The organism is Ruegeria sp. BE9, assembly GCF_056538765.1.
The window spans coordinates 133,771-156,166 of sequence record NZ_JBQFTS010000001.1; the positions used below are offsets into that span (position 1 = coordinate 133,771).

The 22,396-nt window shown below is 53.5% G+C and carries 16 protein-coding genes; 7 read left to right on the forward strand and 9 right to left on the reverse strand.

Annotation, left to right across the window (positions count from 1 at the left end):
- Positions 1-72: 72 nt before the first annotated feature.
- The 3 genes from ACR0EO_RS00670 to ACR0EO_RS00680 all read right to left on the reverse strand — a co-directional run bounded on the left by ACR0EO_RS00670 (position 73) and on the right by ACR0EO_RS00680 (position 4,106).
- Positions 73-435 carry a hypothetical protein gene (locus ACR0EO_RS00670; protein ID WP_480686468.1) on the reverse strand — a complete coding sequence of 121 codons (363 nt, stop codon included), beginning with the start codon at positions 433-435 and terminating at the stop codon, positions 73-75.
- A 413-nt stretch (positions 436-848) separates the two neighbouring features.
- Positions 849-2,153: a hypothetical protein gene (locus ACR0EO_RS00675; protein WP_480686469.1), complete on the reverse strand. Its 1,305-nt coding sequence runs from the start codon at positions 2,151-2,153 to the stop codon at positions 849-851.
- 729 nt (positions 2,154-2,882) lie between these two features.
- Entirely contained in the window at positions 2,883-4,106 is a 1,224-nt protein-coding gene (locus ACR0EO_RS00680; protein ID WP_480686470.1) for a MobA/MobL family protein, read from the reverse strand.
- 217 nt (positions 4,107-4,323) lie between these two features.
- On the opposite strand from ACR0EO_RS00680, the gene ACR0EO_RS00685 reads away from it, so the two are divergent.
- Together ACR0EO_RS00685 and ACR0EO_RS00690 are read left to right on the forward strand one after the other, a co-directional pair.
- Complete coding sequence (locus tag ACR0EO_RS00685; RefSeq protein ID WP_480686471.1) at positions 4,324-4,575, forward strand: hypothetical protein; 252 nt, start codon at positions 4,324-4,326, stop codon at positions 4,573-4,575.
- Positions 4,576-4,662: 87 nt separating this feature from the next.
- Positions 4,663-5,034, forward strand: coding sequence for a hypothetical protein (locus tag ACR0EO_RS00690; RefSeq protein ID WP_480686472.1), 372 nt, complete (start codon positions 4,663-4,665; stop codon positions 5,032-5,034).
- Positions 5,035-5,101: 67 nt separating this feature from the next.
- On the opposite strand, the gene ACR0EO_RS00695 is transcribed toward ACR0EO_RS00690, so the two are convergent.
- Positions 5,102-5,596: a hypothetical protein gene (locus tag ACR0EO_RS00695; protein WP_480686473.1), complete on the reverse strand. Its 495-nt coding sequence runs from the start codon at positions 5,594-5,596 to the stop codon at positions 5,102-5,104.
- 373 nt (positions 5,597-5,969) lie between these two features.
- Between ACR0EO_RS00695 and ACR0EO_RS00700 the strand changes: the two genes are divergently transcribed.
- Positions 5,970-6,251: a hypothetical protein gene (locus tag ACR0EO_RS00700; protein ID WP_480686474.1), complete on the forward strand. Its 282-nt coding sequence runs from the start codon at positions 5,970-5,972 to the stop codon at positions 6,249-6,251.
- Positions 6,252-6,445: 194 nt separating this feature from the next.
- Here ACR0EO_RS00700 and drmB read toward each other — a convergent pair whose 3' ends face one another.
- The 4 genes from drmB to ACR0EO_RS00720 form a co-directional block, all read right to left on the reverse strand.
- Entirely contained in the window at positions 6,446-8,314 is a 1,869-nt protein-coding gene (drmB, locus tag ACR0EO_RS00705) for a DrmB family protein (RefSeq protein ID WP_480686475.1), read from the reverse strand.
- A 1-nt stretch (position 8,315) separates the two neighbouring features.
- Positions 8,316-11,051 (reverse strand): helicase-related protein, encoded by a 2,736-nt coding sequence (locus tag ACR0EO_RS00710; RefSeq protein WP_480686476.1) that lies wholly within the window; start codon positions 11,049-11,051, stop codon positions 8,316-8,318.
- A 548-nt stretch (positions 11,052-11,599) separates the two neighbouring features.
- On the reverse strand, positions 11,600-13,351 hold the full coding sequence (locus ACR0EO_RS00715) for a nuclease-related domain-containing DEAD/DEAH box helicase (RefSeq protein WP_480686477.1): 1,752 nt from the start codon (positions 13,349-13,351) through the stop codon (positions 11,600-11,602).
- Complete coding sequence (locus ACR0EO_RS00720; RefSeq protein ID WP_480686478.1) at positions 13,348-16,653, reverse strand: YkvA family protein; 3,306 nt, start codon at positions 16,651-16,653, stop codon at positions 13,348-13,350. The genes ACR0EO_RS00715 and ACR0EO_RS00720 overlap by 4 nt, the downstream gene beginning before the upstream one ends.
- A 437-nt stretch (positions 16,654-17,090) precedes the next feature.
- On the opposite strand from ACR0EO_RS00720, the gene ACR0EO_RS00725 reads away from it, so the two are divergent.
- The 3 genes from ACR0EO_RS00725 to ACR0EO_RS00735 all read left to right on the forward strand — a co-directional run bounded on the left by ACR0EO_RS00725 (position 17,091) and on the right by ACR0EO_RS00735 (position 19,632).
- Positions 17,091-18,179 carry a DNA cytosine methyltransferase gene (locus ACR0EO_RS00725; RefSeq protein ID WP_480688204.1) on the forward strand — a complete coding sequence of 363 codons (1,089 nt, stop codon included), beginning with the start codon at positions 17,091-17,093 and terminating at the stop codon, positions 18,177-18,179.
- A 99-nt stretch (positions 18,180-18,278) separates the two neighbouring features.
- A complete protein-coding gene (locus ACR0EO_RS00730) occupies positions 18,279-18,656 on the forward strand; it encodes a very short patch repair endonuclease (protein ID WP_480688206.1) in 378 nt (125 codons plus the stop codon).
- A 145-nt stretch (positions 18,657-18,801) separates the two neighbouring features.
- Positions 18,802-19,632: a protein NO VEIN domain-containing protein gene (locus tag ACR0EO_RS00735; protein ID WP_480686479.1), complete on the forward strand. Its 831-nt coding sequence runs from the start codon at positions 18,802-18,804 to the stop codon at positions 19,630-19,632.
- 298 nt (positions 19,633-19,930) lie between these two features.
- Here ACR0EO_RS00735 and ACR0EO_RS00740 read toward each other — a convergent pair whose 3' ends face one another.
- Complete coding sequence (locus ACR0EO_RS00740) at positions 19,931-21,076, reverse strand: tyrosine-type recombinase/integrase (RefSeq protein ID WP_480686480.1); 1,146 nt, start codon at positions 21,074-21,076, stop codon at positions 19,931-19,933.
- Between the two features lie 275 nt (positions 21,077-21,351).
- Between ACR0EO_RS00740 and dusA the strand changes: the two genes are divergently transcribed.
- Positions 21,352-22,377, forward strand: coding sequence for a tRNA dihydrouridine(20/20a) synthase DusA (dusA, locus tag ACR0EO_RS00745; protein WP_480686481.1), 1,026 nt, complete (start codon positions 21,352-21,354; stop codon positions 22,375-22,377).
- Positions 22,378-22,396: the final 19 nt, after the last annotated feature.

Below are 22,396 nucleotides of genomic sequence, written 5' to 3' on the forward strand. Positions count from 1 at the left end.
TCCAGTGGGTGAGGCCGCCCCATGCGGCCTCTCAAGTCGCCGATGGAGGGAGGACGCCACCGGCGGGTGCGCTCAGGCGGCGCGCGGGAAGTCGAGCCGATCGTAGAGCCGGAGCAGGACGTCCTGAAGGGCGTCAGTCAGTAAGCACACGTCCTCGACGCAAGGGGCACTGGGGTCGAGGTCTGCGAAATACGCTGCTTCCGGTCGGTTTGGATCATGCACATGCTCCAGCGAGAGCAACTCATGGAGTCGCGCCAGGCCCTGTTGCAGACGCCGGGTGAGGACTGGGGCGTTGCAGATATCGTCGATCAGCGCGAGAGTCGCCTTTAACGCAGGTTTGCCGCCGAGCAAGAGCGAGGCGTTCTGTAGGGCTTCGGAATGGAACCGCAGAAAATCCTGCAATTCGCCATGCGCCGGGGTAGTCAGGTCGAACATCACGTTCTCCTCGGTTACCGAGCGCAGGACGCGCGCGGCTTCAAGACCCGGCTGGGCTTGGGCATTCCCGGACCGGCCATTCACAGCCGACCCGGGCACCCACACTCTCGAAACGAGGAACCGTTTTTACCCGGCCCCTGAGGAGCTTGCGTTTCCGGTCGCGCCCTCGGCCCAAAGGGTGCGACCGGAAATGCAGGATCCATCAGGGTTTCCCCGACGATCCTTGAAGTCATCGGGATTCTTTCCGGACACGTCTGTGCCGGCGCTGTTGCCGCGGAACTGTCCGCCGGAAGGTTCACATCCTGATTGCTCTCGGTGTGCCCCATTGGGGAGGTGGGTGGGGGGCTTTTCTTCTCCTGGCGTGGCCAGGGTCGCTGGCTACGCCCCTGAAACGGGCACGGACCTGTCCGGCATCACACCGCCTCCAGAACAGGGAGCATTCCAGCGCGTTTCAGCTCGTAGAACTTGGTTCTCCCGATGCCGAGTTTTTCCCAGGGTTTTTCACGTGAGGCATTATTTTTTGCCAGGTATTCCTCCCGGGACACGGCGCCATTCTCAGAGCGACGCTGCCGTTCCGCCTCCGCCTTACGACGCCTTCTTTCCGAAGCCGGGATGACCTGCTGCAGGCCAAGGTGGCGCGCCATTTCCGGCGTGATGCCGAGTCCATCTGCGATCGTCGCGCCTTTGTAATGATATCGACCGTCACCCCAGACCGACGCCGTTCTGGTGAGCCTGGCCTTCTTCTCGGCCTGTCTGGCGATCGCATTAACTTCCCCGGGCTTCAGCCCGGGCGTTGCCCTCGCGGCCATCTTCTTCACTTCCCCTTTGATGTCCCTGATGCCGGGAATGTGCGTGAGGCAAGTCGCATGAAAATGCAGCCAGGTGTTCCGCAAGCCTGACGGGATCACACCGCCGTGGGAATTTCGAAAGATTTCCAGATCATCCAGGATCAACTTGAAACGCTTCGCCTGCGGCAGCCCTTTGGGCACTGATATGCCACTGGGCCGCTTTTTCCCTTTCTTATGCTTTTTACGCTCCTCCAATTCCTCGCGGGTCGGTCTGCCGCTGGCCCTGAAGATTTGATCTGCCAGGGTATCAAAGCCGTGACGCCTTCCGGTGCCGCTCGAGACTCGGACCTCCTTGCCGGATTTTTCATTGATGGTGCCGGGGATACGAAAAACCCTTGTGGCATCCCTGCAGGCCTTATCCGCCCCAAAAGATGTGGAGAACTCGATCAGGGCGCGCATCGCCCCCTGCCAGCGCGGGAGCGCCGAAACCGGGGTTTGCTCGATCAGCCAGATTGCAGCGAGGCCCCGGCCGGTGTGGATGAAGATGGAAGGCTGTGGCATTCCTGAAACCAGCAGATGCGTGGAATATGCCGCCTGCACCTCGTCCGGTGATTTCCCACACCATTGCGGGGCGTCGAAATAGTCGAGATCTACATAGAGCGAGTTCAGCGCAGCCAGGTGCCTGCCTTGTCGCCCCTTCCAGAAACGGTTGAGGGTCAGAAAGCTGGTTTGATCGAGCAACAGCGGCATCTGCATGATCATGCCTGCGTGTTCGAGCGAGAAGTTCTCGACTTCGTCACCGCCTTGTTTGCACAGAACCGCCGCGCGCCCGCGGGAGCCTTCAGGGTGCAGCAGGCGGAAATATTCCTCGGCAGAGAGGTCCGAAATCTGGTCGAGCGGGGCGAATTCGCTGGGATCTGAATGCTTCATCCCGGGGAATTACGTCCCATGCGGAAAGCACGGAAAAAATCGGCTTGAATTGGTTTTCAGGCCGAAACCAGGGCCAGGCAACAACGCGTCCGAATGTCTGCCAGCGACATTCAGACAAACTTATCTGACTTACTTACTGACAAACTTTCAGACCTTGCAAACATACAAACGCACTTACCAACAAACTGACATTACTTACTTTTCCACGCTGGGCGAAAAAAGTTGGAAAGTTTGTTTCTCCGTTTTTGGAAACGGACCCAAGTCCCTCCTGCAAACGGCAATAACAGGAGTAAGTCATGCCTCGCACCCCTCTCAATTCCGACGAGAAGATCATCGAAACTGGTGAGACCCTGGCGACAAAACTTGGCCGGGAGGTCACGGCCACAGACATTCACAAAGCCTTGGAAGGCAAGGGCAACTACGCCCGGATTCGCAGGGTCTGGGAAGATCATCTTGCAATGAAAGGTGAAGAACAGCCCCAGGACACCCCGCTGCCAGACGACACACAAGAACAGATCAGCAAAGCGATGACTGCACTTGAAGCGAGTGTGGAAACCATCGTTCGGGGGCAGATCGCTCGAATGACGGAACAGAGTGTCCGGCAATTCGCTCTCCGCGAACGCGACTTTGCCATGCTGGAGGCCGAACATGCGAAGAAAGTTCAGGCGCTGGAGGAAGAGATCGCATATTTGACCGACTGCCTCGACCGGATTGAAGCAGAAAAAGTGCTCACATATGTCGATGCCCCCGACGTCGTACCCGCACAACCTGCGGCGTCAAAACCGGCTCCGGCTGCGGCCGCCCTGGCGGAGGGTCGTAAGCGTCCAAATCGACCTCTGAAGAAAACTCATCCGGCTGCTCGCAAGACGGCTCTGTCGCTCCCGCCTGTGCCGAAGAAATCGCCAGCTCCCACATCGAAGCCGACCTGACGCTGTCGAACTGCGCGGAGGCTTCGACGACCGCCTCCGCTTCCGCAGCAGTCCGCGCATCCTGCAGCCGGCGTTTCTCAGCGTCGGCTGTTTCTTTTCTTTCGGCTTCCCGCTCCGTTGCAATCCGGGCAGATTCTTCCAACCGACCCTGTTCGCGCTGCAAGGCCCGCAGTTGCAGCCAAGTGCGCCAGAGCTCATCATTGTGCTCCCGGATTTCGGCCCTGCGTTGCCCCGCCGTGCTGGTATCGCCTCCATCTTCTTCCAGACGGCGTGACCTTTCGGCCCGGCGTGGACCGAGGTGATCCTGAGGAATGAGGCCGGCCGGGGCATCTCCGGCCCTGGCCATATCTTCATAGGATCGCAGATCGACCCGTGCCGGCGAGCCGATCCGTTTCAGCGCCGCATTGGTTCTTTTCTGCCACTCCTGACGAATGCGAAGAACCTCTTCCGGGCCGGTTTTCTTGTCGTCGAGAATTCTGGTCTTGTCGCCGAACGCACCGGTTTCCAAGCAAACCTTTCGGGTCGTGAGCAACAGGTGCGCATGAAAATTTCGATTGGTCCGTGTCGGGTCGAAAAGCGCCGCCAGGTATTCCTCGGCATCCGTCGCCAGCTTGCCGGCGTTGTGACGCCGTTCCTCGCCCCGATCCAGAAATCGGGGCGCATGGATGTCGGCCTGGACGGCAACGCCATATTCGTCACGCAGCCACAGTGAAAATCCACGAACAAGCCTCACCTGTTCGGTGAGCGGTAGCTCGGCCGGCAGGGATGGGCGCAGTTCCCTGATGACCCGGGCATTGCGCCGAGTCTCTGCACGCTCTGCCTCGTTCCAGAGAGCTTCGGCATCGCCGTTCCAGTTGATGAGTTCATGCGACAGAAGCCCGCCACGTTTGCCTGCTCGAAATCGCTGCCCCATCCGCTCGTCACGGTAGGACGTGCGGGCGGTATAGGCGGCAGATTTGACGGCAGATCTGCCATCGGCCCTGGAATGAACAACGACTTCGAGGCGGCTTGCTGGATGTATCATCCAAGGGATGTCGGGCCCGATTCCGATATACGCTCCAAAGCCCCGCCGGCCAGGCGCGCAGGCAAACTTCAGTTTGCGTAACTGCGCGCATCACCTTTTCAAGGTGCGCGGGGGCCGCGCTCTGGGTGGTCGTGTGAAACTCTTTTGGTGTAGAGGGAGCGGCGCAGGCACCAGAGAGCTATTTCCTGTTCGACCAGCATCCAAATGGGAGAATGAAATGGCCAACCTTGACGTGAAAATCGAACAGACCCGACAGAGGCTCAGAGATCTTCAGACGAAAGCCCGCAAGCAGCAGCGAAGGGACGAAACCCGAAAGCTGATCCTCTATGGCGCAGCCGCCCTGGCTCTGGCGAAAGAGCTTGAGAGCGACCGGCGTGACCGTTTCCTCACAAAGGTGCAGTCCAAAATCACGCGACCTTCGGATCGTGAATTTCTCGGGCTTGAGGAAAATTCAATTTCCTCAAGTTAAAGTTTTCCGTTTTGGCACCACGAACCAACTTCCTTTCTGGGCGTCAAATCGCCCTTGGCAAACGACACTGAATTGAAAGGAATAGACATGCGTCGGTTGATAGACGGGCCAAAAGATTATCTGCACAGCCGTGTAGGTGGACCATATGAGATTTGCAACGACACCGATCTGGAAGCCTATAACGCTACCTATTGGCTCTACGAATACGCTTTGGATGCTGTCGAAACTCATGACGCCTCCTGGGAGGATTTCGAGGATGCCGATGGGATCCTGTCTTCCTACATGCTTATCTTCAGAGACGAAGAAACCGGAAGCATTCACGAACAAGGCCTGCAAGCCGCCGACATCAGCCCGCGTGGAGTCAATATTCTGAATGCCGCTGTAAGCGGCAAAGATGCCGAAGAGCTGTTCGAACTATGGCGCTATGACCTCTTTCAAGAAGCGCGAGCAGCCGGGTGACGCTGCCCGTGTTCCGAATACGGTTCCCGGGCGCTTATTGCCCGGGAACCAAAATGCGGAGGCCTTCTCAAACAACAATGGCAGCGCGAGGTTTGCGCCGAGCAAACAGAGGATGGTTCACTGGAGTAGGCTTTGCTGTTTTAGGGTGAATTCCCTGACGTTCCCGGTCAGGTGTTTTGAAGGGGAGGTTCGAATACAATCGCCCCCAGCCAATGCCTTCACCGGGAAACTGGCCAATAAGCACGTCACCTTCGGAATTAGACGCAAACCTCGGGTCCGACGTTTGCACCCGGATACGCCGCTTGCAGAGAAATCGCGTCGGTTTAACCAGGTTGAGCACCGCCAGATTGGCTGCATTCTTCACCGTCAGTGAGAATTCCGTAAGTTTTTCAGGAAAGACAGACGTTCCGTAGGCCAGAACAGCCTCACCCGTCGCATCATCAACGTGGATGACCAGACAGGGGCGGTCCTTGTCACCAGGACCGTCAGAATGAGGGAAGCGGAATGAAACGATGTCGCCGGTGAAAAGCGGACGCGCTGCGCCCGGCACATATGCCGTCATGATGGGCTCCAAGATTTGAGGAAGATCTTGTCGCCCCTTCTTCAGATCCATCCTTCGGATGTCTCTGAATGCTCTCTTCGAGTTCATGTGAACCGGAGCGACACAAGCTCTGCTCCGGTCTCACTGAACTCTGAAGAGAGCTAAGTGCTATGTTTTCTGGGGTTTTTCTCGACGCCGTTCAAGGGGTATGAAACAAAACTTTATGCCGAAAATGCAAATAAAGTGGCTTCGGTTTTTGAATTTCGGCCAATACAATCTACGTTAGGTTGCGCAAGCCACTACCGGCTCATAGAAATTTCGCACATAGTCAATTTCGGCGATGCCATAGCCGTCTGTTGTGAGAGCCCTCCCAGCAGAGACCAATGTGATTTGGATGAAAGAGGGCTCCGTGCAAGAGGATGGTGACACCGTAGCGCGGAACCAGATAGGGTGGGGGCTTCTGGATAAGCGTATTCTGCTGATGACCGAGGACACGGATCGTCAATGCTTCAGTCAATTCTTGCTCAATGGCCAGACTTGGAACCAGCAACGGAAATTGGGCCATTTCACGGAACAGGAAAGCTTCCAACCCCGAGACCATATCTGGGCTGAAATCCTTGTTTGGCGAAACCATCCAGATTTTGATCCACCGCGACCGGGATTTTATGATGCCTGAAGAACTGGCTGCGATCTCGCAGCCTTATGAGGACAAAGGGTTCTAATTTTGGGTGACGAAATGCTCGGATAACGGTGGCGGTCCAGCTACACTGAACCGCCTGCATGAACAGATCACCAAGAAGGCGGAACGAGAATTGCTCGGGTTTGAGTTCTCAGCAGCTACTTTCGGTCAAGCATGATCCTATCCCCAGCTCAATCCGGGTCCCGCTCACCGAAATAGGCCAGCTCAGGAATACTCGGATGACCGACAGCTATGGCGCGATCAAGCAGCATATTCGACATCTCGCAGCTTGTTTCGGGCAAGAGAGAGCATGCATGGCAAGCCGCTAAATTCAGCGAATTCAGACCTTGCCCAGTGCTCTCAATACACAGTGGGTCGGATGAGCAATATCGTCCATTCTCAAGCGCTGCGAAGACCGTCGAAGGCAAGTACTCTGGTCGGCCTTGTCTAACAAGGCCTCCAAGCGTTCCTTCTGAATCTCCACTTGCAGTGTAGAGCAACACGCCAGCCATGCCATCATGTCCGTCCGATGCATATATGCGTTCGCAGATACTGGAGCTATCGTAACCGGAGTCAAAGGCGAGCTGTCTAATGAGGAGGTGCGCGAAACTGTGCAGCAATACCTTGATTACGCCGCCTTCCAGATCAACTCTCGCCATCCCTGCATCCACGACATTGTGAGCCGCGCGGAGTTGTTCAAATCGATCTCGCACTGTTTCGTTCGCGGCCCACTCCTCAAGCCGACTCTTACGAAACTGAAGGAAAATACCTTCACCGCGGACTGACACACCTGGCAACCAATCCGGTTTGCCCAGGGATAAAGGGGCGAGATCATTCTCATTCGCACCTGGTGGAAGCAGTCGGGTGAAACCTTGAAGGACGCGTGTTTCTCTGAGTCGTGTTACGAGTGCAACTTCTTCAAAGTGATCTTCAAACCAAGCGCCGTAGTCCTTCAGTTCAACTGGGCGAAGGTCAAAGTCATCCCTGTCCTTGGAGGAGGGTCTTGGACCAGTGAACGCATCATACTCAGCACGACGAAAGGAGGTTTCTGAGACGATGTTTTGGCTTGAAGCTCCGTCTTTGAATTCAAGAGCCCCTTTCAAAAGATCGTCGGCTTCTACTCCATATTGTTTTGCCAACTCCTCTAATACCTGACGCGGAGGATCGGGCAGAGAAGGTTCAAGGATCTTGAAAGCGATGGTCTCTGCCAACACCTTCATCACCCGTTGAGAGTGGGGTGGAATGAGGATCGATTTCGCAACTTTTGCGAAATATGCGTTGGATGCACCGCGTTGGATGGTTTGCATGGCGCTGTGTTGGCAGAATTCTTTGCCGTCTGGACCGAGCCATGGCCGTTCTCCAGGGCAGCTTTCCAATGTATCTGCCAAAACTGTCCGGTTGAAGGCTCCGACCATGGACCTTTCTTTACCGCAAGTGCTGCAAACGATGCGAATACCAGCGGTGCCAGGGGTGGTAGAAGAAGTGAAATAGAGCTTTGTAGCTCCATCGGTACAATCAAATCCTTTGTGGACCCAGCGCTCCCATGGAAAATCAAAGACATGACCGCTCTCGCACGCAACAACGAAGCGGACTGGGATCAGACGAGGACGTCTTTTCTCATGCAGTTCCCCACATGTCTTTCCTTTCCCTCCCTTTAACCGTTCGTTGTTTCTGCACCGAATGTTCGAATCATTTGGTTGCGTGTTCCAATCAAGCTCCTTCATGCGTCGGCAACGTGGACAATAATGCCAGCGTGGAAAGCGAACAAAAGGCATTGGGGCGCGGTCTTCTTGTGGCGCCATTCCACGGGTTGTGTTTTCGCGCGCAAGCGATGGGGTGTAGAAATGAGTTATCTTACGCCCCATTTCAGCGCTCAAACGATGAGCCAAGCGACTGTCCATCACTTTCGTTGATCTCTCCAGGTCTACCGAAACGCCAGCTTGCGCCACAGGCCAAGCGTCGAGACCGGCCATCATCAGCGTGTCATCAAGAAAATCAACGATTGCCCCTACGCCAAAGGGGACGATTCCTTGAGAGGTTCTGAATTCATTCTTGGCCATATTATTGATCCGGTTCAGGGTAAATTTGAAGCACGCTGGCTGAGCTACTGCCGTCCACGTTTCTCATTGAGGTCATTACTGGCCATGCAGCTTTTAACAGTTGATCGTCCTTAGGCGCGCCGAATGGCAACATCAAAGAAGCTTCATCAACACTTCCCGCCATCTTTCCCCATGCAGTTGGAGAATATTGTCGCCAATCTCGAAGCCATTCTCCCAACTCATGCTTGGCATCTTTGAGCTCGTCTATGTTGATGTCTTTGATCCTGTCGAAAACCCAATTCAATTCTTCTTCCAGTTTCATGACTTTGGAAGGATCCTTGATATCTTTTGGGGTATCGAATTCACACAGATGCCTTGCAACGGCAACCAAAAGACCTCGCATTCCACGACTACGTGCCTGCGGAGAGAAGGGTGTCACACTGGTTGGCTCAACGTACCGATAAAGGCTTTGGTGATAACCAACGAACCTCTCGTAGTGAGATCGGTCGCGGTTCTTCGTCTGAGTATAGGCGACGACAACTAAGCCTGGGTATTTGCGGCCGACACGTGAGGTGGCCTGAATGTACTCCGACGTCCCTTTGGGTTGACCATTCACAAGCATGAGACCAAGCCGATCTATATCAACCCCAACCGCTATCATGTTGGTCGCCAGTAGGATATCCACCGGAGCTGGGTTTCTCTGGCCACGCCGCCAATTTATCGCAAGCTGATCAAGAATTTCCGGGATTTCTTCAGCCTTGCGACGGCTTGTAAGTTCCGCAGGTTCATCGAGCATTCGCCGATCTCCGGGCGGAATATTATCTATCCGAGGTCCGCAAAGCTGTTTCAAATATTCTGGAATGTCACCTGCACACAGTGTTGCCGCATGGCCGAGCTCACGCAGCGTGTTGAAATACCAAACCAGTGTTCCGTAAGGATTGAGGTGTTCGGCAATCCTTTCATCGCTGGGATCAAATCGGTTTGGGAATTGTAGTAGAGGCGCTGTCACGCGAACCAAAGCTGTTTGATGCGACGAAAGAGCACTGCCCAGAAACCCAATGTATAAGCGCCCTGGTGCATCGTCATTTTGCTGAGCGAAGTAACTGTCGTTGGCTTTGTTGCCCTGGGGGGGATATTCGAAGGCGTCCCGATTGTAGAGTGCCCTGCACTGGTCTGCCGCTCTCCTGATCGTGGCCGTAGAGGCGACGATTTTCGGTTGGACACCATCGCGGGAACACAATTTATCAATCAGTGTTTCATATAACCCGACCATTGTTCCCAATGGCCCGGATATGAGGTGGAGCTCGTCTTGGATGATCAATGAAGGCGCAACACCATCATCTCCACCAAAAAGGTTGCGAGTACGATCCTCCCAAGCGAGTTGCGCGAACTTGTCAACAGTCCCAATGACCAGAGTGGGCGGCGCGTCGTAGATGTCGTCGTCAATCACAAGAATAGGTAAATAGGCGTGGTGAAACTCGCAACTCGGCTCAGGGCAACGGAAACGAACTGTCTTTTCCCCTGAGTCGTTGTTCTCTTGTCGGTAGCCTTGGAAGTTGTTGTCCGTGAGGTCCGTCCGGCACCATGGGCAATGCAATATTTGGAATGGGTTTGATTGATATGGCTTATTCTTCAGCCCCCTAAGCTTCGTACATGCATCGGTCCTGCGGTTGGGCGTCAGGCTCGTGCCCACCCACATTCCGATAGTGATCGGCTCATCTCCTAAGTCCATCCCCATCGCATTCTCGCGTCTTAGTTGCTCCAATGCGAATACCAGAGCAGAAGCGCGGTCAAATTGCTGGCGTGTCAGAAGGCGAAGAGTGTAGCGCATCAAAACAGTCGTACCGCCCCCCTCGTTTCTCAGGCGACGCATCAAAGTGCTGAAGGCTGCCAGGCCCAAATACGCCTCGGTCTTACCACCGCCAGTCGGAAACCAAATTAACTCGACAAGTGACCGATCGGGATGATCAGGATCTGTTGCTGAGGCCAGATTCATCAAGATGAAGCCAAGCTGAAATGCACGCCACTTGTTCTCCATACCGGCATCGACCTGTTGAACAACATCGCCACCGAGTTTTCGTGGTTTTAGGCGGGAACGTTGCTGCTGAGTGAACATTGCACGATTCATCAATCGGAACGCGATCATCGCATCGGCATCAATCCGCAGTAGCTCTATCCCTTCACGCATGCGTTCCAGGCAAATTCTGCACTTAGAAATGTTGTCTTGAGACACGTGACGTAATTGGCTGGGGATGGCTTCGAGCGCCAAGTCTTCAATCCAAGCAGCGTAGTCGTCTACCAAACCCGCAAGAACCCCCAGAATTGCTGCTTCGGGATCGTCGGATTCGCCTCCGCTGTGGAGAAAACCCATGGAAAGGTTGAATTCGGAACCGTCTCGATAGTGTTTTGATCTCGGGTCGACAGGTTGCACTTCATATTGAGGAAGTGCAGCCGTACGAACCAAATTACAGCGTCCTTCCTCTGAGATACGTTGATTTCGGTTCCAATCTGCTGCTACTCCATGCCCCAATGCGAAGGAGCGGCGGTGTCGATAGAGGAGCTCGAGTTGATCCAGCTCGTCTTCTCGAACACCTCCATCCTGTCGATCTATGGGCTCAAAAACCAACCCATCATCTACCGAACTCACTTCGAGACCGACCTGGAAGAAGCAAGCATCATACCTTGCAGACCGTTCACTGCTGGTTTTTTTGTTCACCAGCATAGCCGAGACAATCACGCTGTCGTTGTTCTCGCGCATGATGAGCTCAAACGAAAGCTCTCCACGCACTGTAGGAACCTGAATGGGTTCCAACACGCCAAGTTGTTTCGCTGTAATTGGGACAGTTTCGTTTATTGGTTCTCGAATATAGCGCTGAAGGTGCGTTCTTTCGGGATCTGGCTCTGAGCGATATGTGGCCGCACGGATTCTGCAGACTAAGTCGGTTCCCTTTGGCACCCTAAAGGTCAAGCCCATGGCCGCAGGGCTGAACTCATTCGCAAGGTTCAATGGTTCGGTGGCATCAGTGGCACGATCTGTCTTGTCAGTTTCGGAGCCTCCGACTGCCATAGCGCCAGCGTCTGGAATATCCCCATCGACGAGCGGATCAGCATCCTCACTGGCGCTCCCAGCAACGTCCACTTCAGCGATCAAAACACGTTGGGGGAACAAAACTCCCGTTGCATAGAGTTGCAACGGATTCAGTCGAATTGGGCTGGTGTCCTCGGGATTCAGCGGACCAAAAAGTTTGGCCTGCAGTTCATCCACCATTGCAGCACGCATTTCTCTGAAATCGTTCGGAATGGTGCTCATGTTTCGCCCTCGGTACTCTTTTGAGAATTCAGCATTTCGATTGCGCGCCAATGAATGAAGTCGTTTGGTACAATGGCATAGCACTTTGTCCGCGTCCGAGTGAGTGCCACGATCATGAGGCTGGTCTGCCACTCGTCGTCGAGGCTATCCGGAACATCAGTGACAATTACGATCTCTGCTTCGAGCCCTTTGAAGGCTGCAATCCCGGTGGAAAGAATCTGTTGCTTATCTGGTTGGGCCTCTCGGGGCGCGACCAATGGCTTGCCAACATCTGGCGGAAAACGATCTGCAAGCCGCTGTCCGACCTTTCGCCAGGACAGGATCGCAATGTCTCCAGGACAAACACCATCACGGATCAATTCAACAAGAAGTGCCCGTAGTTTCGCAGCGGCGTCTTTCTCACTGGTAACTCCAACAAACTTCACAGGCGAATTGAGTTTGCGGCGACACTCCGGCGCGACAGCTTTGGAATAGAAGTATGCTTCGGCGGCTGTTTTCGGAGGGTTTCTGAAGTTTTCCTTCAGCTCTACAGAAACCGCTCCGGCATCTAAGAGTGCGTCATAGGCATCTCGTTCAAAGCGTGAATAGACATTTGCCTGATCGCCCTGATCCAGGAAGATCGCCCAACGCCCCTTCAGCCCCCCACTAAGGATCAGCGTCAGACATGCGAGGTTTCTTTCGTTGAGGATATCCTGGGCCTCATCTAAAATCAGTGCATCAAACTGAGGAAGCTCATCTGTCTCCAACAGGATTTCGCAAGCCTCTTCAAAGAGTTCAGGATAACCTTTCGAGAAATGTTCCTCTTCTGAGGTTCCGAAAGGAACAGCTGGAGGCAAGCCCGCACGACAAATGATATCGTGCATGTATTTATGGAGCGTAGAAATCTTGAACCTTGCGTCTCCTCGTTCCTTGGTAAGATGAGCAGCAAGTTCCGCGTTGAAGCAAAGATAGAGAACCTTCTGCCGTTCTTCATAAACCCGCCGGGCGGCTTCCAGCGCCAACACGGTTTTTCCGGTTCCCGGTCCTCCAGAACAAATCAGTCTCGGATTTTGCGGACTCAAAACGAGGTCGAGAACTCGAAACTGCTCCCGGCTAAGAGTAGGTGTTTCACGCTGGCTCTCGATCATCAGGCCCAACACCGTCAATCCAGTTTCGAAGTCGGGCCGCATGGCATCAGCGCAAATTCGTAGTTTTGCTGAGGAGAGAGGTGGTGTAGATCTTTCTCCATTCCCTTTTCTCTTGCTTTCGAAGTATGCTTCCAGTCGCTTTATGTATTCTGAAAACGAGCTTTTCAGATCGCGTTGATCATAAACTACTTCATGGCTCCACTCCGCGTCGTGATAGTCAAAAACGACCGAAGGTAAGATCACACCCCAACCGAAAAGAGCGTCTTTACGGGAAAGCACTCGCTTTTCTTGGAGATGTTTCAAGACCGCCCAACGACAACCCTCAGCTTGTTTGAACGGACCTTCAGTAGTGGTGTACGAACGCACTCCTGACCCGATCGTCCAGATCCCATTCTTTCGTTGAATTGCACCGCCTTTGACCTCAAGGCAGAAAACTCCCCGTGGAGTCATCAACACGAAGTCACATTCAGCATGCTCCTTCGTGCCATGTTTTTCTAATCCGACTGATTGGAAGCAGTATATGTCCTCCTTTGTCTTCATGTCTCTGATTTCGTTGAAAATTTGTTGCTCCGTAAAGGTGGCGCTCGGGCTGCAAATCGGAGGAATCATATGAACAGTCATGACAATCTCGCTGCTGCTTTGTGATTAAGTCTTTGCCGTTGCCACAGAAGTGAACTCGCACAAGTCGCTACCTGACCAACAAATTCCACGCGATGGAGGTGGAGGTCGATACAAGTGCTTCCTACTTCGATGCGCAATTTGCCTGTGGTCGGGTCAGCTGTTCCTTTTACAAGTTGCTCAAAAATGTGATCCGCGGCTTTGTGTCGGGCTCCATACAGTGCCGAAACGGCCTGAGCGGAAGCCTCACCGGAACTTTGAATTTCCGGGTCGTCGGATAGGGCGCAGATTTTCGGAATGACTTCCAGATAGTTCATTGGCGCGACAGTTTGTCCGCTAATCCAGTTTCGATAAGCCATATCGGATCGCTGCAATCCAGCAGCAGCCAACTGCTTGCGAAAGTTGCTCCATGAAACAGACCCAGCGGCATAAGCTTTTTTCAGGGGTTGGCGCCACATATCGGCCATTTTCAATGTCGATTTGGGGTCTCGTAAATAGTTGGGAGCGAGTTCTTGAAAAAGCTCTCGGTGAGAACCGTCCTTCCGTACAAAAACATCGCCCTCTCGTAACTGGCTGACTGGTATGCAGGCATCTTCTGGCCGCGACGCATCTCTATTCAAGAGAACCAGGTCGGCATGAGGTGGCAAGAACATGTAAGCTGAGTAGTCATCGAGAATGACAGGTGTTCCGCTAACCTTTGCATCGTTTCCGTACTCCGAACTTCGGTTGATACGTTCGAACAATCCATCAAGATCAGGGCGCTTCTCAGTCGGTGGGATGAACTCCGATAGATCATCACTTGGCATGGGCTTAGATCTCGCAGGAGTGGGCCATACTAACTGCGCCTCTTCCCCGCCGGGCCTATGCCCTTCATTTGAATGTTCGATAGGCGTGTTGAAAGAACGGACGCGCCTACGAACCCCGTCCGTCACTCTTTCGAGCCATTCTTCTTGAAAATCGAACATTAGGTAGTCCAACTTTATTGCAGGAACGATTGTATCGAGCCGGCGAATTGTTTCCGCACCGTGCCAGCCGGGAACGACCAAATGCTCCACGGGAGAAATGCGAAATAGCTCTGGTGCGGTAAGGCCGGCACCGTAGAAACCGCACTTGTTCAGTAAGACAGTGGTTTCTTGGGCTTCCTGATGGGAGCGGCAGAGGATTGTGACTGGTTTGCCATCATTGGCGATCATGTTACCAAAAATGTCCGGGGAGAATTCACCCTTCTCAGAGAGCTCATCGAGTGCGCGGGCGACTCCAACCAAGGATTGGTCAAAAAGCGCTTCAACCTTTGCTGCCTTCGACAGAGCAAAGGCTCGTTCCTGTAGTTTGATAGACACGGAACTGCCTGGACGCGGCATTTTTCCCGCATCGGAAAGGAACCCTCTTAATTGCGGTACAATTGGAACGAAGTCGTCTTCGAGATCATCATGTCGATCTTGCAAGAACTGGTTGATTGTAGCCAATGCCGGGTTGCGGAACACCCGAATTCGTCGATCAACGATCCAATGGTTGTATTGACGCTTCAGCCCGCGCGCCAAAGGGTCAGTTTGCCTAAAACCTCGTGGTCTCAAGGACCACGGCAACACTACGTTGTCCTCCATGACCAAGGCATCCTGGGGTGGGCCAGGCAATTCCGAAATATCCGCCAAACAAAGCATCCGTAGATTTGGAATTTCTCGTCCGGCGAATTCAGCATTGATCTCACGATAGGTCTGCGAACTAAAGGCTATCAAATCGAATGCGGTCACTCCCGCAGGGGGATTTTCGATCAGATTTCTTGCGACCATCGCGGACCCGCATGCGTAGATCATTGCCCGATCAATAACGCTTTGTGACATAGGTTCTTCGCGCTCGGTCCCGTTAACCCAAGTGGCGCCAACCATTTTCGAAATTGCTTCGCCGCGACATTGTAGGGAAGGCAAGTAATATTCCAGCAAGTTGCGGGGAGCTACGACAAGTACGGCACGCCGTGCATCGCTTCGAGGCCGCCCTTTCAGAAGAAAATGTAATGGGTCGATAGAGTGGTGTTGCTGCCATGCCGAAACGGCAGATCCGTTCGACAAGGTTTTGTAGTCTTGTCGAGGCGATGTCTCCATGCAGGCTGCCAAGTTTGCAGGTAGGTATAGCCGACCAGATGAACTCACTTCCAAAACGATTTTATCGTCACCAGCGATGACTTTATGCCCTAAGTATCGCACTCGCTCTGGACGCTGGCCGAAGTTTAGCAGGTTGAGGATTGTACCCTCTTCCCATCTTGCATTCGCGCCGGTCTGTGCATTCTCTCGCATTGCAACAAGCGTGACTGCCCCGACTACAGGCGCGAGAAAGACTTCTGCATCTCGTAAAGCAATATGGTCATTCTGAGAGCTTTCAAGCACAGCTTGCGCATTTCCGACGACATACTGACCGAAGCGATCCAGCATCACGCCACCTGCTGTGAGATATGAGCTCTCCAAGTGGGGAATACGTTGCTGCAAACTACTTAAATGCGGAAGGCCGTATGCTTGTTCTTCAACAGTGGCGAAGGCCCATTCAATCACATAGAGATCATCAAGAAGCCCCAATATACCCATGTCATCCGGAATAACGTCATCTGTTTTCGCAAGGTAGACGAGCGCGGCTCGAGCCATGTCGGATCCAAGGCCTTTTTTGCCAGCTGCTTCGATCAATGCTTCCAGCTTCTGATCAAAGTCGGTGATATCCGCGATAATCTTCAGTCCTCGGATGGTTTCCACCTGCATGGAGATCTCCTGGGCGATCTCGCTGACACATCGCTTGTCAACCTCGGAAATTCTGAGCACACTCTGCTGAATGGATCGCATTTCTTCGTCTGTGATGGCATTGTATATCCACCCGCCCTCGAAGTTCATTCCCAACAAATCAAGAGCTCGATCCTGAACCCAGTTCAATTCCCGCAATTTGTCTTTTACTTGCCACGACTTCCTTGACTGATTGAGGAAATACAGAGCAGCGAGAGCGTCACGTGCAGTGTCATCCCCTTTGATCGCTTTGCGCCTGAAAATCGCTGCAAGACGCAACCAGCCAAGAACTTGGTAGCCGTTGGTTGTTGGTAACTCTGCAAATGCCTCCAAACATGCTGAAATGCCGGACAGGATTGTCTCCCATCCATCTACTTTTGTTCCGATTGACTTGGAGACTGTGTCAATCTCGATGTTTAGTGCCTCAATACGATTTCTTGGGGGATAGTCGCATTCAAATTGGCCATAGGGGCCGGATTTCACTTTATTCACCTCTCTGAAAAGGCCGCTCACCTGCAAAATCGCGCTGACGCCAGCACGCACGACCCATCAACTCTTCAGCAACTCTAAGCACCATTTTAGAAATGTCGATCAATTTTTGATTGCGGCGGTTCTTCCCAAAGTTCATCGACTTGAATGCAAACTGGCGATGTTTTTCGTTGGTTCTCTGTGAGTGACCTCCCCTGCAACCAATTTCTCAAAACAGAAGTCTTCACAACCATACGAGAGTTGTGCCCCAAGTTTCTCCAGGAACTGAAGGGAAGGGTGGCATCCTCCTGTGCTTTTGCTCGGAAGTGTGGGTCTTCAGCGCCATCCGGCCCGCCATTTTCTTGAAAACCGCGTTAGACGCCCTAAGGTAGTGCGGAACGGTTTGTGATGAGCTATTGACAATTAGATGATTCAAGGGAGGGCCTCGGTTGGACGGAGGGAACAACCTACATCGGGTCCTCGTGGACACCGCCGCTAATGAACTGCAGGCAGTGGACTTGTTCTGCGGGGCCGGAGGCTTTTCTCTGGCAGCCTTCGATGCCGGGTTCCATGTGGAATTTGCGGTTGAGAATGACAATCATGCTGTCGATACCTACCGGAATAACTTTAACAAGAAGCGACAGTTAGAAACGACTCTATACGACGACAGCATCAATGACCTGAAGCCTAAAGGTCTTGTTGAGAAGCATTTCTCTGAATCCGGATGCGACATCGTTCTTGGAGGCCCTCCCTGCCAAGGTTTTTCCACTCATCGCATCAACGATGCCGGGGTTGACGACCCAAGAAACAAGCTCATCCTCAGTTACTTTAAGTTCGTCGACGCACTACGGCCTCGTGCGTTTCTGATGGAAAACGTTCCCGGGATTTTGTGGCCACGCCATGGAAAATTTCTGGATGAATTTAACACAAGAGCGAAGGGAGCTGGCTACAAGCTGTTCCCTCCAGCTGTTTTGGATGCAAGAGACTTTGGCGTTCCGCAAAGGCGAAAGCGGGTGTTCATATTGGGTATACGAAATGATCTTTCCACGTCTGCGCTCTCGTGGCCTCCCAAGCCGAGTCATTCAAGCTTTGAGGACGGATTGTCTCCTTGGGTGAGTTGCAGGGAAGTATTCCAAGCAGCACCAGATAATGACCCCAACGACATACACATGAAGCATGGTCGTGAGTTGGTCGAAGCGTTTCGAAACACTCCGCCCAACGGGGGATCGCGCAAGGATTCTGGCAGAACATTACCGTGCCACGAAAAACACGACGGTCATAAAGACGTGTATGGAAGAATTGACCCGGGCCAACCGGGGCCGACGATGACAACTGCCTGCATCAATCCATCCAAAGGGCGGTTTGTCCATCCGACAGAGCATCATGGGATCACAGTTCGACAGGCCGCTCGAATGCAAACATTTCCTGACGATTTTGTCTTTTCGGGTGGCCTCACTGCTGCGGGTCGTCAGATTGGAAACGCTGTACCCGTTGACCTCGGAGCAGCACTTTTGAAACCTATAGCCGAATGGCTTTCCGGTTTGGACGCAGCTGCCGGTTGCGCCTTTGAGCCACAGCCTATTCTTGAATCTGTAGTATGAGTGAGAAAACTCCCTTCTCCAGAAGCAAGATAATTCTTTTGAGATATGGCCAAAGCAAAACCCGACTTTCAGGAGCCAATTGACCCTCAGCGATCCAAGATGATGGCATCAATTGGTCAGCGGGGGACAAAACCCGAAATGATAGTGCGCCGCATATGTCACTCGCTTGGGTTTCGGTATCGGCTTCATGTCAAAACTCTTCCTGGATCTCCCGATCTTGTGTTCCCGCGGCTCAAGAAGATCGTATTTGTGCATGGGTGCTTCTGGCACAGACATGAAAACTGCTCTCGAACAACCACGCCTAAAACACGAACTGCGTTTTGGGAGAAGAAATTTGCCGACAATGTTAGTCGTGATGAGCGGCAAATTTTGGAACTTTGTACTCTTGGGTGGCAAGTTCTGATAATCTGGGAGTGCGAGACAAAAGAGCAAACCGCGCTAAAAGAAAAGCTGGTTGGATTTCTTGGTGGGAAATGACATGGCCGCCTCGGCGGCCAGTGGACATTCAATTGAGAAAGCAAAGCACTTATTCTCCAATAAATCCCTTCCCCTTGGCCACCCTCTACAATTCTCTGTGGTTCCAGTGCGTGACATCGGAAAACCCTTCGCATAGCCTGGCGCAATGAGTGGTGAGGAATGGTCAGATTGGGAGAATGACGCTATCGTGGCGGATTACTTTTCCATGCTCACAGATGAGTTGTCGGGCGGCAGGTACAGCAAAGCGGCTCACAACCGTGCCCTGCAAGAGTTGGTTGGCCGCTCTAAGGGGGCGATCGAGTTCAAACATCAAAATATCTCGGCAGTCCTTAAGGGGCTGGGTGAAACCTGGATTAACGGTTACAAGCCCGCTTTCAATTTTCAGAAGTCCCTGGAGGATGCCGTTGCTCGGCGACTCCAGCAGCATGGTGGCTGGCTTACCCCAAGACCCACTCCCAAAATGGAAGCATCGGAGCCTCCGGGGGCTATCTGGATTGGCACTCCACCCACCATGCAGAACACGCCGCCGCCGGTCGAATTGGAACAAATGCAAGCCGTGGCTCGGAAATTCGATGTGGCGGGTCGAGATGAAAGGAATAGATCTCTGGGTAAGGCTGGAGAGGAGCGCGTCCTTCATCATGAACGTGCCATTCTAATCAGCGCGGGCCGACATGACCTTGCCAAGAAGGTGCGGTGGGTTAGCGAGGAAGACGGCGATGGTGCCGGATATGACATTTCGAGCTTCACACCCGAAGGAAACAGCCGCCTTATTGAGGTGAAGACGACTAACGGTTGGGAACGCACACCGTTTCACATCTCCCGAAATGAACTGGCGGTCGCAGAGGATAACCGAGACACTTGGACCCTTTTCAGGCTCTGGAATTTCTCACGTGAACCGAGGGCATTCGAGTTGCGTCCTCCCTTGGATGCGCATGTCGATCTAACCGCCACGAGTTTCCAGGCGAGTTTTCATTAACGTCGGTGTATGAACCTTCGGCAATGGTCTGCGCAGGATGTCGGAGCCATTTCCGGAGATGCCCCGGAAATACTGCCCATTTCTGGGTATCCCTTCGAATATTCCTTGAGTTTTCTCCTTGTTTTCAAAGCATTTACACTTTGGTGCTGTCTTCGGGAGGCCAGGGGGCGGAGGTTCAAACCTTCCATATTGTCCCCACTGTGAGGCCCGGGTGGCCACAATTGTTAATCCTTCGAATATCGAAGGCGATGTTGACGCCTCCCTGGCTTTCGACAGTCAAATAATGGTTTCCTTCAAATCACAGTGGTGCTGTTACCACGTCCCACCACTTCCATCCGTCATATTTGTCGCCACGCTGTTTGATTTGTGTGTAGCGCTTGAGGCATTGCCAGGACTGATGGCCGGAGATCTGAGCCACCTGGGGGATAGTCAGGCCCATCTCGAACAGGCGGGAAATTCCTTCGTGGCGCAAATCGTGAAAATGCAGGTCTTCGATCCCAAGCAGTTTGCAGGCATCGGTGAACCGACGGCTGACGACGTCGCTGTTGTAGGGGAAAATCCTGTCCTCAGTGCGAGGCATGGATTCGATGATCGCCCGAGCTTCCTGCTGAATGGAGAGCGTCATGTCATTTCCTTGGGTCTGCCTGGGGTGTTTCATGTTGCGGATGGTGATCTCCTCATTTTCCAGATCATAATCTTCCCAGGTTTGCGACAGGATGGCCCCTTGGCGATGGGTTTCGAAGATCGCCGCCGACACGATTTTGTGCATCGGTATCATCCGAGGGTTTTTCAGGTAGCCGTTGACGAAGTGGTTCATCAACAAGTCGAGTTCATTGAGGGTCGGTCGACGAGTTCGTTGCGCTGACTTCGTGACGATCTTCTGATGTTGAAGGGTGCGCATGGCCTCTTCGAATTCAGCGCGTGGCATGGTGACCCCGCAGATTGGCCCGCCAAAACGGATCAGCGTGCCCAGGGTCACCATATATCCGTTGACCGTTTGCGGTTTGCGGGGTTTGAAGGTGTAATGTGCGGGCGTATCCCTTTGCGGATCAACGGGGCGCGCTTGAAGCCCGGACAGAAGCTCCATTGCGATTTTTACGAAATCTCGTGCCAACAGATCTTCGATGGCAGACGCGCCAAAATCCAGTCGCTGAAAATAACTCAGCATCTGGGACTTGGATTTGCCGAAACCTTCAGGGGAGGCATCAATGTAGTCGCTGATGCAATCGGCAACGCTTTTGCGCGTCTTTGCCTTTACGGCGCGTTCCAGGCCGCCCGGCTTTTTCAAGGCGTCTTCACGACGCTTCAACCAGCTTTTTGCAGCCTGTTCCGAGGCAAATGTCTCGACAAGGTTGAGGATGACCTTTCCGTTTTTCTTCTTGCGAATCTGGACGGTGAAGCTGGGTTTGCCATTGGCTTTGAGGCGTTCTGTGATAGTTCCCATGGGAGTTCCTTTCAGTCACGGGTTTTCCATGGCCGGGACATCTGATCGTTTGATTTTTTCGGAAGCGGGTTTGATTGGGTTTGAAACCCAAATCGGGGGCGATCGAGCCGAATGGGGCGGAACTGATGGGGTAGGATGGCAGCCTGGCAGTGCTCGAACCGGAGTGCTGGAACTTGGGGCGAAAAAAGTGCTACACGGCGCCGTCGGTGCTACATTCTGTAGCACCGCACCCAAAAACGGGGCTAAATCGAGCCAAAACGAGGAAAACGGTGAAGATGGTGGTTTCGAAAAACCAAGAAAAATCAGGGTTTTCCGACGTGCGGCGAGCGGCACGCCTATCCATTGCACCCATGATGGATTGGACAGATCGTCATTGCCGCTATTTACACCGATTGCTGAGCCAGAAAACTTTGCTTTTCACCGAAATGGTGACAGCCCCGGCTTTGGTTCGCGGCGGTGCAATGCACCTTTTGGATTACAATACTCAGGAGCATCCTGTTGCGTTGCAGCTAGGCGGCTCTGATCCCGAGGAACTGGCACAGGCAGCTCGGTTTGGGGCAGATGCGGGCTATGATGAGATTAACCTTAACTGCGGTTGCCCTTCCGATCGGGTTCAGTCCGGTACCTTTGGGGCAGTGCTGATGAAAGAACCCGCGCGAGTTGCTGAATGTGTGTCCGCGATGCGTGAGACGGTTGATGTCGAGGTCACCGTAAAATGCCGTATCGGTGTGGATGATCAGGATCCCGAGGAAGTTCTGCCCACATTTTTGCAGCAGATTCGTGCCGCTGGGTGCGAACGCGTCACTATTCATGCGCGCAAGGCTTGGCTGCAGGGTCTTAGCCCAAAGGAAAACCGGGATATCCCGCCTTTGGACTATGATTTGGTCCATCGCATGAAGGTTGCGTTTCCTGAAATGCATATTTCGATCAACGGCGGGATTACTTCTTTGGCGCAGGCGCGCACGCATCTTGAGGCCGGGTTGGATGGTGTCATGATCGGTCGCGCAGCGTATCATCAACCGACCGACATTCTGGCTGAGGCAGACGCTTTGATTTACGGCGCCGGTCTGGCGATCGACCCGATTGAAGTTGTTCACAAAATGGTGCCCTATGTCGAAAGCCACCTTGCCGAAGGGGGGCGACTGCACCAAATCACGCGTCATATGCTGGGCCTGTTCGCTGGTCGTCCCGGCGCACGCGCGTGGCGAAGAGCGTTGTCCGAAGGCGCGGTGCATGAGGGCGCAGGCCCCGAAGTAATGCTGCAGGCATTGGAGCGCGTTGCGCCTCTGGCCGAGGTTTGAATGAACTAAGATACGGCCA